Below are 14,400 nucleotides of genomic sequence, written 5' to 3'. Positions count from 1 at the left end.
AGTGGCACAGCATTGATAGCAATAAGGAACAAGAATGAAGCTAAGATGGAAACCTAAGGCACTGACATGGGTTTTGCCTGTGTTAGTGTGCGCAAATATGAGCATGATGGCGGCAAATGCAAGCGAGCTAGTTGCGATGACAAATTCCAAAGGAGTGGCGATGACTCAAACAAACCAAGTTGTGGCGCAAGCTAAGTCGTTAAAGGGTGAGCAGACGCCATTAACCATAGAGCGGATTTTTGCCTCCCCAGCGCTAGAGGGCGCGAGCCCTACGGGTCTGAGCTTGTCTCCCGATGGCACACTAGTGACTTACTTAGTGAGCCGCGCCAATAACCAAGATTTTTACGATTTATGGCAGATGGATATCGAGAGCGGCAAACGTAGCCTACTGCTGGATGCCGATAAGCTTGCCGGTGGTGAGCTTTCCGATGAAGAAAAAGCCCGCCGCGAACGCCAGCGCGTCTATGGCCAAGGCATCATGGAGTATTTTTGGGCCGATGATAGCCAGTCGATACTCATACCTTCGGCGGGGCAGTTGTATTTGTTTAACTTAGCCAAGAAAAGCGTGTCTAAGCTTGAAACCGGTGAAGGTTTTGCCACCGATGCGCGTTTGTCACCTAAGGGGAATTTTGTGTCATTTGTGCGTGAGCAAAATCTCTGGGTACTTGATTTACGTAGCCATAAATTGCACGCGCTAACCACAGATGGGCAAGGGCCAATAAAAAATGCCATGGCAGAATTTGTCGCTCAGGAAGAAATGGATCGCATGACAGGTTACTGGTGGGCGCCAGATGAGACGGCTATCGCCTTTACCCGTATCGATGAGTCAGGGGTCGAGTTGGTCACTCGAAATGAAATATATGCCGATGGCATTAAACTCACCGAGCAGCGCTACCCAGCTGCGGGTAAGAGCAATGTCACCATTGAACTTGGAGTGGTTAATCTGACTGACAAGCAGATCAAATGGATCGATCTTGGCGCCGAAAAGGACATGTATTTGCCTAGGGTTGATTGGTTGCCGGACAGTAAGCATGTGTCTTTTCAGTGGCAAAGCCGGGATCAACAAAGATTAGCCTTAAGAGTGGCTGCCATAGACTCACTTACTGTTAGTACTCTTATCACAGAAAAAAGTCCTGCCTGGGTCAATCTTAATGAGGATCTGCACTTTTTAAAGCAACAAGCGGCTTTTATTTGGGGCTCGGAGCGAGATGGCTTTAATCATCTTTATTTATTTGATCTTAAAGGCAAGCTCATTCGCCAATTGACTCAAGGTGATTGGGTCGTGGATGGACTGGAGTTTGTTGATGAAGCCTCGGGGTGGGTGTATTTTTCTGGCCGTAAAGATAAGGTGGTCGAGCGCCATCTTTATCGAGTTAAGCTTAGTGAAGGCGCTAAAAGTATAGAGAAACTTAGCCAAGAGCCAGGTAGCCATTTTAGTGTATTCGCAGCGAACAAAAGCGTGTATTTGGACAGCTTTAGCAGCCTAGTTCAGCCACCTCAGGTGAGTCTGCATGATGGTGCTGGTAAGCTGCTGGCTTGGGTGGAAGAAAATGCTATCGATGCACGGCATCCTCTGTATCCGTTTGCTGGTTTATGGCAAGTCCCTGAATTTGGCGAACTCAAAGCCGACGATGGCCAAGCCCTGCATTACCGTTTATTTAAACCTGTGCCGTTCGATGCCCAGAAGAAATACCCAGTAGTAGTGCGAGTCTATGGTGGCCCCCATGCGCAAATGGTGGTCAATAGCTGGAAAGATGCCGATTACTTCACTCAATACTTGTTGCAACAAGGTTTTGCTGTGTTTCAATTGGATAACCGTGGGTCAGCTTTTAGAGGCACGAAATTTGAGCATGTGATTTACAAGAACATGGGCGATGCCGAAGTGCGAGATCAAAAGGTAGGAGTGGATTATTTAAGAAGCTTGCCCTTTATCGATGGTGAAAAGGTGGCGATTTACGGCCACAGTTATGGTGGTTACATGGCGCTAATGAGCCAATTTAAAGCGCCTGATTATTTTAAAGCGGCCATATCCGGTGCTCCAGTGAGCGATTGGCGACTCTATGACACTCACTACACCGAGCGTTATATGGGACACCCAGAGAGCAATCCTGCAGGTTATGAAGCCAGCAGTGTGTTCCCTTATGTGAAGCAGTATCAGTCTGGACTGATGATGTATCATGGCATGGCCGATGATAATGTCTTGTTTGAAAATAGTACCCGCGTTTATAAGGCGCTGCAGGATGAAGCCAAGCTGTTCCAGATGATGGACTACCCAGGCTCTAAACATTCGATGCGCGGCGAAAAGGTCAGGGTGCACCTATATAAGTCCTTGGCGAATTTCCTTGAGCGGGAGTTGGAATAATATTTTAGCTGCCCCCGGAATTCAGATAAAAAAATACCAGACCCTAAGTCTGGTATTTTTTTGTTCTGCTTTTAATGAGCTTTAATGAGTATGAGTCAGGCTCATCGATGGCAGAAGCTTAAGCGTCTAATTGGCCACAAAAACGATAGCCTTCGCCGTGAATGGTGGCAATGATCTCTGGCGTATCGACTAAGCTTTCAAAATGCTTGCGTATACGGCGAATGGTCACGTCAACGGTTCTGTCATGCGCTTTTAACTCTCGGCCGGTCATCTTCATCAACAAGTCGGCACGAGTAAGGATTTTCCCTGGGTTTTCAACAAAATGCAGCATAGCGCGGAACTCGCTACGTGGCAGTTTGTAAGATTCACCTTTAGGATTAACCAGTGAACGACTGTTGATTTCTAAACTCCAGCCATTAAAGCGGTAGTTCTCAACTGAACCTTTTTCTTCGACTTCTTGTGCGGCACTGTTAACACGAGTTAACAAGTTGCGGGCACGAATAGTCAATTCCCTTGGGTTGAATGGTTTTGTGATGTAGTCATCAGCACCAATTTCAAGGCCTAAGATTTTATCGACTTCATTGTCGCGACCGGTTAAGAAAATGAGGCCTATGTTGTTAATCTCTCTCAGTTCACGAGCGAGTAACAGACCATTTTTACCTGGCAGGTTGATATCCATAACCACAAGATTAATTTTATTATCTTGCATGGCTTTGTGCATTTCTGCGCCGTCATTTGCTTCAGTAACAACATAGCCTTCGGCTTCAAAAATACTTCTTAATGTATTACGGGTGACAGCTTCATCTTCAACAATCAGAATATGCGGGTTTTGCATGTTATGTACCTAAATTAAAAACAATTCGATTCTAGCCTTGTGCTGCTAGGGCTTAATACGCGATACGTGCGCTGATAAAATTTGTGCCTACCTTGGTATTATGGTCGTCTGCCCTGAACAAAACACATAAAAATATTACTAATCATGATGTTACTATAGTTAATGCCAATAACCCTCTGCACTTCAATGTAAAGTCGAATACGCATAGAAATCAGGAGTGGGCCGTAATGTTATGATTAGTCGTACGCTGAGCTTACCCATTTCCAAGACACTTAATGTAAAACTATGAGATGTATTTGCTAGGTTAAGTTCCTTCGCAATTGATTTATTTCATATGTTTAACTGTTTACTAAAATGTAGAACAGTTTGTCTTCGACTGTAAACCTAAGTCGTACAAAAAACATCCACACGAGAAATAAACTGCAACAACTGGATGTTTAAGGTAAATAAATTAACTAATGAGCGCCATTGTACTCGTTTTAGGCATTTGTTAACAAATGAATTGTTAACAAATTTTCAGTGATGGCTATTTATTGTCACTGTTTTTTGTTATTTATCTGTTTTTAATAGTATTAAATAATTGATCAAGTTATTTGTTTTCATTTGTTTGGCTGGGGTAGAAGCTCTGTTACACTAACCTAGGTCTCATTAACGATGCTTTTACGATGAAAAATATAATGGATGATCTCTGGCGTAGTTATCAAAACTGTCAGTTTTTACTGACTCAACCGCTTTCCCCTCTACTGAGTTTATCAATTGTTACCGCTCATAATCCCCTAGGTAAAACCCTTTCTCCCAGTCAAAATCGATTGTTAGATAGGCAATTGCAAGCAAAAATTCAAACATTTAAGCAGCCTTATCGTTCTATGATCACAACCTCTGAGCAGATGTCGCATATGGAAAAAAGCTGGGCAATTTTTTTCCTCGGTCAAGAGGAAGCACTGGCTTTAGGGCAAGCTTTTCAGCAGTTGGCGATTTATCATGTAGAGGCAGGAGAGTTAAGTTTAATGAGTTGTGTTGAACATGATCCAAGACAGGTTCATCTGGGGCCTTTGTACAAGCGGTTAAAACTTGTCAATGAACTCCCAGAGCTTAACCGATGAGAGAATTGTTCAAATAATCCATTTGTGCATTGACTTAAACTCACCTTTATTGGTATTTTTCAAATCCCTCCTTATGTAAGGAGGCACAGAAGAGGCGCGTTAACTAGGTAATAAGTCGGAGAATACCCCATTCTTTGATGGCTTATGAGGGAGTTTAACGCCGAGGCAACATACGTGGTGGTATTGTTGTCGGTCGGTTAGGCTGAATCCTAACGATTGTCACCTTTTTATGGTGGAGAGCTTCTGGTGACGATCGCTGTTTCCCTTCATGGGTGGGTTATCCTTGCACCAGGCTCTTCGAACGACCTTAGTTCGGAGTGTGTTTATGTTGTTTCAATCCTCGTTTTATCATTATTTCTGCTTGGCTTTACAAATCAGTGGCTCCCTTGGGAGTGCTTGCGGCTTTGCTTATTCCCAGCAGGTGGCATCATGAGTCTAGTGGTCGCAAAATTTGGTGGTACTTCAGTCGCTTGCCATTATTCTATGGTTCGCTGCGCTCAAATTGTTATCAATTCACCTATGACTCGTTTAGTCGTGGTTAGCGCGTCAAGTGGCGTGACTAATTGTTTAGTTGAATTGACCCAGAGCAATATTAACGATCAGCAGCGGCAGACGTTATTGACCGAAATTGCCAAAATTCAATATGGGATCTGTGATGGGCTAAGCCGCAGAGCCGAAGTCTTGTCGAACATCGATGTCATACTGAGCCGAATTGCTGAACTCAGCGATGCCTTAGTATTAAATAGAAGCAAAGCCCTGATGGATGAGCTGCTTGCCACGGGGGAACAGTGCTCTGCATTACTCTTTGCCGCCGTGCTCAGAGAGCAAGGTGCCAATGCGCAGGCATTTGATGTGCGACAAGTGCTGAGAACCGATAACCACTTTGGTCGAGCCGAGCCTCAAATCGCCTTCATTGCAGACTTAGCTCAAACTCAGCTTGCGCCCTTGCTGCAATCTCAAGTGATAGTCACTCAAGGTTTTGTCGGCGCAGATGTTGATGGTAATACCACCACCCTTGGCCGCGGTGGCAGCGACTATTCGGCGGCATTGCTGGCTGAAGCATTGCAAGCCAGTGCGGTAGAAATTTGGACTGATGTCGCAGGCATTTACACTACAGATCCACGTCTTGCTCCTAATGCGCGGCCTTTAAAAGAAATAAGCTTTAATGAGGCTGCGGAAATGGCCACCTTTGGCGCTAAAGTCTTGCACCCAGCAACCATATTGCCAGCGGTGAGGCAGCAAATAAACGTGTTTGTCGGTTCGAGCAAGGCCCCAGAAGAAGGCGGGACTTGGATACGCCATCAAACTGAGGATTCGCCGGTATTTCGCGCTGTGACTTTGAGGAAAGATCAAACCCTATTGAATCTACATAGTTTGCAAATGTTGCATACCCAAGGCTTTCTTGCTGAAACCTTTGCCACCTTAGCTAAGCACAAGATTTCGGTTGACCTTATTACCACCTCTGAAGTGAATGTGTCGCTGACTTTAGATAAAACAGGCTCTGACTCCAGTGGTCAGGGTTTATTGACCGAGGCCTTGTTGGCCGATTTGTCTGAACACTGTCGGGTCAAGGTTGAAGATCAATTAGCCTTAGTCGCGATTATCGGCAATAAAATTGCCTCTACGGCAGGGATTTGTGCGCGGGTGTTCAATGTATTAGTGGATTTCAATGTGAGGATGATTTGCCAAGGTGCCAGCCCGCACAACTTGTGCGTGTTAGTGTCGGCCGCGGATGCATCCGCTGTTGTCCAGGCCTTGCATAGCGATTTGTTTGAGTAACCTGAGATCGGTTTAAGCCATAACAGAAATCGCATTGAAATCGACATCTGTGATATTAAGTTGTGGCTTACTCTCTTTGAGTTGATAGGCAATTAAACCGCCAATCATATTCAGCATAAAACCATGCACACTTCTATGCCTCGAATGCTCGATTTGTGAGATATTCTTAAGCTGATCATTGATCGTTTCTATAATAAATCTTCGTGAAAGCATTGCCCTATCCCACAGTGATAAAACCTTATTTTTCATGTTCTTGCGAACATTGTTTACTAGTGTTACGCCTTGCTCAAGTAGCTCGCTTGCCAACGCTTTACTGATATAGCCTTTATCCGCATACAGCTTGTCCATAGCATTCACCACCATGCCTGAAACAGGCTTAGTGTCATGGGTATTGGCTGGAGTAATTTTGGCGGCAACAATCCCCCCTTTATGGTTAACGATGAGATGAAGCTTGAAGCCATAGAACCACCCCATGGTCCCTTTTCCGCGACGAGCAAGGCCAGATAACGTTTTATGTCGTGGAATTCGCAAATTGTGGCAAACCTTTACGCTGGTCGAATCGACAAATTCAATCCCCGTAGGTAGACTTCTGATGCTGGAGAAATAGCTGCATAGTGGCACGACAGCTGTCGGCATAAGCTCAATAAAACGGGTATAGCTGAGTAAGTTGGGAAACTCAGACTTGAAAAATCGAGCAAGATATCCAGTGTAGTAATTTTTGAAGTCACGATGATGAGATGTATGGAAGAGTATGATAATAGTCATTATTTCGCTCATGCTCATTCTGCTTGAACGTTGGCGCTTACGCGTGCCATCTGTTACGCATTGTTTTTTCCATTGCGGCATGAATACAGCACAAAAATCATCGACATCACAAAATACATCCACTAAATTATCCATAAGCCCTCTGCGTGATTTGTTCCTTCTGGGTCGAAAGATCTGATCACAAAGAGGGCGATTAGTTCAGTTTTTTATCCCGAGTTGAGGTTGAGTAACAAATCTCGTTGAAACAAGATGATTATGGTTATTTGATGCAAACAATAATGCCCCAAGCTGGGGCATTATTGTTTTGGTTAACTCTTTAAAATGTCTAGTGGCAGAGCCAATATGCTGTCACTGCTGTGGGCGAGATACCAAATAATCCCAATAAGCAGGCCTACAGTTAGAAAATACCAGATGGTAGAAAATACTTGCCCATATCTGTCCAAAGGTAACAAATGGCTTTGATGACGGCTGCGCCATTCAAACACTATCTCAAGACTACCAATTAACAATAGAAAGCCCAATAGGGCTAAGCCTAAGCTGTAACTGATGTAAACCCCGACTGCCGCCCCTAGAATACAAGCGACTAAGCCTGTGATGCTGTTCATGGAAAAGCTGATGCTTTTTAAAATATGGCCACCATCTAAAGGTAAAATAGGCAATAAATTAAACAGGTTGAGTAATGCGTTAAAGCTTGCAAGCCCTGCGAAGAACACATTACCCGTTACCCAATAAAGCACCAAGGAGCCAATAGAAAGCAAGAGACCAAAGCTGGGTCCCATGATGGATATGACCACATCTTGCCAACGAGTATTGATGCGCTCATCGGTTAACGCCAGACCACCGACAAAGGGGATGAGGTATATTCCCTTGGTTTTCATACCAAAATACTTCATTGCCCTGATGTGACCGTATTCATGAAAAACTAAACAACCTATAAGGGCGAGGGCAAATTCTATAGAAAATAGCCAGGAATAAGCGGCAACACTGGCACTAGCTAACAAAACCTTGATGACTTTAGCACTTTTTAACAGCTTAAACCCGAGGGAGGCTAAGCCGACTACACTGAAGTTTACTTTTTTAACTGGTGCTATTTCAGCTTGCTGGGCTTCGATATCCTTAGTGCTTCTCTGTCCTTGAGTGATTTGCTCATCATCCACTAATAAGCAGTAACTCAAGTTAAACGGCTGCCATATAACATCGATTTCTAAGCGCACAGTAATAGGCTTAACATGCGGCGCTATTGAAATATCTGCATCATCTGGGATATCCGCAATTGGGGCAGATGATCCGGCCTGATTTTCTGAGGGGTGATTTGTTGGAGACTCGGGTGTTTGGCTAAGCTCAAACAAATGAATATTAAAGGCTTGCCTATCTGGGCTTGCAGGGAGCTGAGACACCAATTGATTGTCCCAAAATAGCTGTTGCCAACCGGCCATAGAAGCCTCAAGGCGTAAGCGTTTTCCAAGGCATTCAATGTTTAAGAGTTCCATAGTGCGTTGACCCGAACAAGATTAAGATAATATGGCGGGCATTTTGCCAGAGCCCAAGACAGTACTCAAGCAGGGGCCGGATTAAAGCGTTAACTATTTTGTTCTAGGGAAGCAACGAGGGCGATCCCTTGGGAGATACTGTTAAATACTAGCTTGGCGCTACAGCATTGTTCTAAAAACTCAGCATATTGGCGGACCAAAGGAATAAGTTGCAGTGCTGTCATTTGTTGCTCAGTCGCCACTAAGCTTGGCAGCTGTTTTACCACTTGTTCTTGCCCTTGCTCGCCGGATTGCATAGTAAATTGATTGGCGTCCTTTATATTAAAAATCCAACCTTGAAGGTCAATAAGTCTGTCTAATGGGTCCATCATTTGTGAATTCAGGCACGCGTACGCTATCCAGTCAGACTTGGACTCTAGATAGATAAGCTCTTTGGTTTGTTCTAGTTTGAGGATGGCAGGCCAAAAGACGTCTTGTGTTGGCATAATGCAGTTATCCCGCTTAAGAAGGTGTTGAGGCATGGATGGTCACAAGAGAGCTAACCATTTCGGTGTCGCTCTCTACGTTTCGACATTTAATAAATTAGCGGCCTGTGTAGTTAAAGGCCACTTCCTGATTGACGTTTTTGACTGTGCAGGGACCGTGTTCTCTCTGAGTACGGTTGAATGCTGGACCAATGCGAATGTCGACATTATTGAAAATTTGTTTGGCGGCTTTAATAAAGTATTTGTCGTAATAATTTTCGACTTCTGCCTGTAAGCTGGCGTATTCAGTCTCTTCTTTAAATCTTTCTTCAATGATGAGGTTTTTCTGATCCAGCATCATCTTCACTTGTTCAATCATGCCAGCGTCATTTTGCCATTCATTTTTTGGTGGTAAGCGGTTGAGTCGACCTTCAATTTCTAAGGCGGCTGTCACCATAGACTTAACGCTTTCATCTATGGCCTTGAGATCATTTTTTAATTCGGATTGATCCATGGCACAAAACAGTTCGGTTTTTGTGCCTACTTTGGCACCAATAATAACGGCATGGATCCCATGACCTGCTGTCGCTTGGCCGCCGATAAGATCGCCCCGTCGGGCCGTTTGATCGCTAACTGTAATGACTAAATCCGATCTGGTATTGCTGTGTAACAGCTGCTTGGTAACCAAAACGTTGCCTTTGGCTGTTAGCTCTGAGTATTGTACGAATTGCGCACAAATTTGCCCTTCAGCAGTGATTTTTGTGCTGAGTTCATTGGCCTTGATTTGACGGCCGATAATGCCTTTGCTGACAATCACATCGCCGGCAGCATGTAATGTGGCTGAGTCAACAAAACCCATAACGGTAATATCACCGCTGGCTTTGACCACCATGCCTTCATGGACATCACCACTGATTAAAATACTGCCTTTGAAATCGACATTACCATAGCGAACGTCGACATCTTTAATTTGCAATACATCATCAACTTGCATGCCGGTTTTAGTCTCAACCGGTTGGCCTGCAACGTTAGCAATAAGCCGATAGGGATCCTTAGGGTCAAGTTCCGTGCCATCCCCAGGGTTCATGGGTTTGTCTTGACCTGGCTTTTGTAAAATAACATCACCATGCACTGTGTAACCTGGGGTTCCGGTAGTGGCAGGTTTTTTTTCCATAAGTAAGTCTTTAGGCTTTACCATGATCATTGCGCCAAGGTTTCGCATGTCCACTGTGCCATCTTCTCGTTCTTGAGGTTGAAGCAAACGTTCACGGGCTAAGGAAACTTTACGTTCAATCCTGGCATTGGTGCCATGGATAGGAGCTTTACCTTGGGCAATATCATTTTGGCTACTTTCGCCGGGTGGAAGGAAGTTTAATTGACTGAGAAGGGCTTGAATTTTTGGCTTGCTTAAGCCCATTTTTATTTTGTTGCTCTTAAGGCAATTGAGCACATCCGTTAAGCTGATTTCCTTGCCGCCCCACGCGGCTGTTATTTTCATACTTGCAACCATTTTATCGGCGCTGACAGTCACCTCGGCTTTGCCATCACGGCGTTCACCAATAATAAAAAAAAGTTCATGTTTCCCCGCATCTTGATTGCAGAGCGCATTAACTTCTTTGCAGGCTTTTTCGATATTAGCCAGCATTGGACATAACATAGCAAAGTCTTTTTGGGTCAATAGTTGCTTAATATCATCTTCACTCACAGGACCGTGAGTACTTGGAACAATACGTAATTCGACTTGATTCTTATCAGCGCTAAATGACGCTAAGCTTGACTCCAACATAGGATCCCTTTGTTTTATTATTATTCCAAGTGTATCGTCTGACGTTTAACGCTTACAGCAGAAGCGTTTGTTTATCTTTTGTTTTATTGAGTTGTTGTTGATAAACGTGTTTGTGCTTTATTTTAATCTCTTAAAAGCTCAACAGACCTTAAGAATCTAACTGAATTTATTGACTAACTCCAGCCTAATTGACAAATAACCCTGATGCTTGTGATCTAGGCCAGCTCAAGGCTACTTGGCTGGTCTAATATGGAAATTATTAAAATCGAGTCTTTCTGGCAGAAGGTTTATTTTTTACGGCAGGCGTAGAGTTTAAATTTATTGTTTTCAGCGGGCACGTCAAAGTTGCCAAACACTTGCGCTATGGTGCTTGCATAGGGTAAGTGGCGATTGGCGACAATTTGCCAAATCCCCTTCGATTTAAGCTGCTTCTCGCTCATGGCCACAAATTGGGTGGCGATATCTGTGGTGCTGGTGAGACCATCATGAAAGGGCGGGTTGGAAATAATGGCATCGAACGCGCCTGTGACTTGGGTTAATCCATCTGAAGGATAAACTTTGGCTTGTAACTTATTGGCTTGTAAGGTTAATTCGCAAGAGGCTAATGCCATAGCATTGATGTCTATGCATTCAAGTTCAAGTTTAGGCATGGCCTTAAGTAGGGCGACAGTGATCACCCCTGCACCACAACCAAAGTCAAGCACACGACCTTCAAGCTTCGGCAAGTGAGAGAGCAGTAATTCAGTGCCGAGATCTAAGTGTTTCTCACTAAATACCCCCACCAGATTACAAATGATGATTTCACCCTGAGGCGTGCTCAGGCTGTATTGGCTTAGCCAATTCTCTAGTTTGAAGTCTCTGCCTTGCCGTTCTAGCTGGCAGGTGTAAAGCAAGCAATGTCTGGCATTGTCTCTTTTTACCGGCGCGCTAAAACAGTCTGGAATGAGCTTAGCTACCGACTTTATACCGCCTTTATTGTCGCCGACTATCATCAACTGACCGTCAATATTGAGATGATTCGCTGCAAGTTCAAATAAGTATGGGGCTAAGGATTTGGCCTTTGGAAAGAAAACTATCACGCTATCGAAGGTTTTTCCCGCGAAAGAGCTTGGTAAGGTGTGGCCAAAAAAACAAGCAAGCTGCGGCTGCTCCTTTGCTGCTAGCTGTAAATAATGATTAAAATCAAGCGCTAGTGCAGTAACTGACTTGGCATGGGCTAATAGGCTTAATCCCAAGGTGTCGGCCTCATAATTGAGGATTAGCACATCTTGGTGTTGAAAATAATCACTATTACGAAGAATAACTTGAGATGAATTACTAAGCACTGTGCTGGCCAATTAAAGGTGAGTGGTTCGATTATAACGATTTAGTGACCTACAGTAAAAATTTAGGGAGCTTAAGCTCCCTAAATTTCTCTCTCTAAAATAAGTTCACCAAGCAATTAGAGCTCACTGACTGGTGCGCCCTTGTCTGGTGTGTCTTGGATCATTTCTGGCTTAGGTAAAAGACTAAAAATTTTATTGGCAATGTCGGTATTATCTTGAAAGCCGAAAAATAATTTAGCACCAGGCCCCGTGGCATAAACGGGCACATCTAAGGCTGTGTGGCCAAAGGTAGTCCAGCCCGTCCCTGAGCGTTTATCGATAAGTCGGCTAATGGCCAAGGTGAAATCATCTAAACCCTTTTCTTTGGCTTTTAATAATAATGACCATTCAGAGTCTAGCGGCTCAAAGCCCACAAGTTGCGTAAATGAGCTCAACCAAGCCTCAGTATCAATTAATTGTTTAGCAATACTATCAGGGCTCGCTTTGACATTTTTTATGACCTCAGGATGCCATGCATACTCACCGTTAGCGCCAATTGAGAGGCCGCCAGTATTGTGGTCGGCAGTGATGATAACCAAGGTGTCTTTGTTTTGTCTGGCAAATTGTTCGGCCACTTCGATACTGGCGGCAAACTCTTGCATTTCACCCATGGCAGAGACGATATCATTACTGTGTCCAGCCCAGTCGATAAGGCTGCCTTCTACTAATAATACGAATCCTTGTTCTTGCTGCGACAGTAAGCTTAACGCCTTCTTGGTGAGCTGACTCAGTTGCAGACCCTCTTTATTATTCACGGCCCAAGGCAATTGAACCGGTGCAAATAAGCCGATGACTTTAGGGCTTTTTGCCTTGGCTAAACTTTTTTTATCCGTGGCATATTCATAGCCTTTAGCGACAAATTGTGCCAATAAGTCTTGGGAGAAATAATCTTGTCCGCCACCTAAAATAACATCCGTACCTGTTGCAAGGTAGGACTGCGCGATATCAAGATAGTTTTTTCTACTTTCGTTATGGGTTAAGAAGGCTGCTGGCGTCGCGTGGTTCACTTGGCTTGTGACAGCAATGCCCGTCGCCATACCGAGTGATTTGGCGTGTTCCATTAGGGTGGTCAGTGGTTGCTTATTGATGTCCACTGAAATAGCACCATTGTAGCTTTTAAAGCCGGTGGCCAATGCCGTTGCCGCGGCTGCAGAATCTGTGACATAGCCGCTGCTTCTTTCTGGATAAGTACTGGCCATGCCGACTAAAAGACGATCAAACACGGTTTGCTCAATTTCTTGAGTGTCAGGATTATCCTTAAAATACCGATAAGCTGTGGGGTAGGCTGGGCCCATGCCATCGCCAATCATAATGATGATATTTTTTGGCCTTGCAGGGCCTGCATTTGGCACATTGGACTCTGAGGCGGTAAATACTTCTAAAGCATTGGCGGGAACGGCAGCCACAGCTGTGATGGCAATTGCAACGCCGGTCAGCAGGCTAAGTAGTGATGTAAGGCGCATAATTATCCTTGAGTTTTTTGTTTAACGCGGCGCTCGATAGCGTCCATCAGCATGCCGGTAATATCCACATCGAACGCGGCTTCAATTTCGCGAATACAGGTGGGACTGGTGACGTTGATTTCGGTGAGTTTGTCGCCGATGACATCGAGTCCTACAAATATTAAGCCGCGCTTTTTCAGCTCTGGTCCGATTGAACGAGCAATGTGCCAATCGCTTTCTGATAACGCTTGCGGTACACCGCTGCCACCTGCAGCTAGGTTGCCACGAGTTTCACCTTTCATGGGCACCCGTGCTAACGAATAAGGCACAGGCTCTCCATCGACAACCAAGATGCGTTTATCACCTTGGGTGATTTCAGGGATAAAGGCTTGGGCCATGGCGTACTGTTGACCATAGCTGGTTAAGGTTTCTATGATAACTCCGACGTTAGGGTCGTCCTTTTTAACGCGAAAAATAGATGTGCCGCCCATGCCATCTAAAGGTTTTAATATAATGTCTTGTTTTTGTTTATGAAACTCACGGATGCGCGCCGCATCTCTTGTCACTATGGTTTCTGGTGTGAATTCGCTAAACCAGGCCGTGAACAGTTTTTCATTGGCATCGCGCAGACTTTGGGGCTTGTTGACGATTAACACCCCTTCTTCTTCGGCGCGCTCCAACATATAAGTGGCGTAAATATACTCGGTATCGAAGGGAGGATCTTTGCGCATCAGTACCACATCAAGCTCAGATAGCGGCGTATCTATGCTCTCAGCTAGCTCATACCACTGGGCCGGATCTTGCTTAACCTTTAGGGCGCGCATCTTGGCCATCGCCTTACCATTGACCATGGCAAGATCTTGCATTTCCATATAGAACAATTGGTAACCACGAGCCTGAGCGGCCAATAGCATGGCAAAACTTGAATCTTTTTTTATGTTGATGGCACTGATTGGGTCCATCACTATACCTAGCTTAAGCATGATCTCTCCTAGTAAGTCTAAATGGGG

The 14,400-nt window shown here is 44.6% G+C and carries 11 protein-coding genes and 1 riboswitch; of the genes, 3 read left to right on the top strand and 8 right to left on the bottom strand.

Translation table 11 applies throughout. From position 1 onward, the window contains the following. The first annotated feature begins 34 nt into the window (after nt 1-34). Nucleotides 35-2,362 carry a S9 family peptidase gene (locus SDEN_RS15525; protein WP_011497411.1) on the top strand — a complete coding sequence of 776 codons (2,328 nt, stop codon included), beginning with the start codon at nt 35-37 and terminating at the stop codon, nt 2,360-2,362. Between the two features lie 118 nt (nt 2,363-2,480). Here SDEN_RS15525 and arcA read toward each other — a convergent pair whose 3' ends face one another. After that, a complete protein-coding gene (gene arcA / locus SDEN_RS15520) occupies nt 2,481-3,197 on the bottom strand; it encodes a two-component system response regulator ArcA (RefSeq protein ID WP_011497410.1) in 717 nt (238 codons plus the stop codon). A 665-nt stretch (nt 3,198-3,862) separates the two neighbouring features. On the opposite strand from arcA, the gene SDEN_RS15515 reads away from it, so the two are divergent. Both SDEN_RS15515 and lysC read left to right on the top strand, forming a co-directional pair. Continuing rightward, nucleotides 3,863-4,300: a DUF3293 domain-containing protein gene (locus tag SDEN_RS15515; RefSeq protein WP_011497409.1), complete on the top strand. Its 438-nt coding sequence runs from the start codon at nt 3,863-3,865 to the stop codon at nt 4,298-4,300. A gap of 81 nt (nt 4,301-4,381) precedes the next feature. Then, nucleotides 4,382-4,551, top strand: a riboswitch (Lysine riboswitch). A 178-nt stretch (nt 4,552-4,729) separates the two neighbouring features. Beyond that, nucleotides 4,730-6,079: a lysine-sensitive aspartokinase 3 gene (gene lysC, locus SDEN_RS15510; protein WP_011497408.1), complete on the top strand. Its 1,350-nt coding sequence runs from the start codon at nt 4,730-4,732 to the stop codon at nt 6,077-6,079. Nucleotides 6,080-6,091: 12 nt separating this feature from the next. On the opposite strand, the gene SDEN_RS15505 is transcribed toward lysC, so the two are convergent. The 7 genes from SDEN_RS15505 to gshB form a co-directional block, all read right to left on the bottom strand. Then, a complete protein-coding gene (locus SDEN_RS15505) occupies nt 6,092-6,979 on the bottom strand; it encodes an IS982-like element ISSde7 family transposase (RefSeq protein ID WP_011497407.1) in 888 nt (295 codons plus the stop codon). A 173-nt stretch (nt 6,980-7,152) separates the two neighbouring features. Further along, the gene (locus SDEN_RS15500) at nt 7,153-8,334 is read right to left on the bottom strand and encodes a site-2 protease family protein (protein ID WP_011497406.1); all 1,182 of its coding nucleotides are present in this window, start codon (nt 8,332-8,334) and stop codon (nt 7,153-7,155) included. Nucleotides 8,335-8,423: 89 nt separating this feature from the next. Then, a complete protein-coding gene (locus SDEN_RS15495; protein ID WP_083759659.1) occupies nt 8,424-8,855 on the bottom strand; it encodes a DUF4144 domain-containing protein in 432 nt (143 codons plus the stop codon). 61 nt (nt 8,856-8,916) lie between these two features. Next, nucleotides 8,917-10,584 (bottom strand): DUF342 domain-containing protein, encoded by a 1,668-nt coding sequence (locus SDEN_RS15490; protein ID WP_011497404.1) that lies wholly within the window; start codon nt 10,582-10,584, stop codon nt 8,917-8,919. 287 nt (nt 10,585-10,871) lie between these two features. Next, nucleotides 10,872-11,909, bottom strand: a complete 1,038-nt coding sequence (locus SDEN_RS15485) for a methyltransferase (protein WP_011497403.1) — start codon at nt 11,907-11,909, stop codon at nt 10,872-10,874. 116 nt (nt 11,910-12,025) lie between these two features. Beyond that, nucleotides 12,026-13,411, bottom strand: a complete 1,386-nt coding sequence (locus SDEN_RS15480; protein WP_011497402.1) for an alkaline phosphatase — start codon at nt 13,409-13,411, stop codon at nt 12,026-12,028. Nucleotides 13,412-13,413: 2 nt separating this feature from the next. Further along, on the bottom strand, nt 13,414-14,373 hold the full coding sequence (gshB, locus tag SDEN_RS15475) for a glutathione synthase (protein ID WP_011497401.1): 960 nt from the start codon (nt 14,371-14,373) through the stop codon (nt 13,414-13,416). Between the last annotated feature and the right edge of the window lie 27 nt (nt 14,374-14,400).

The organism is Shewanella denitrificans OS217, from assembly GCF_000013765.1.
Taxonomy (GTDB): Bacteria; Pseudomonadota; Gammaproteobacteria; order Enterobacterales; family Shewanellaceae; genus Shewanella; species Shewanella denitrificans.
Note: the sequence above shows the minus strand (reverse complement) of the source record. Positions and strands in the feature narration are given on the sequence as shown.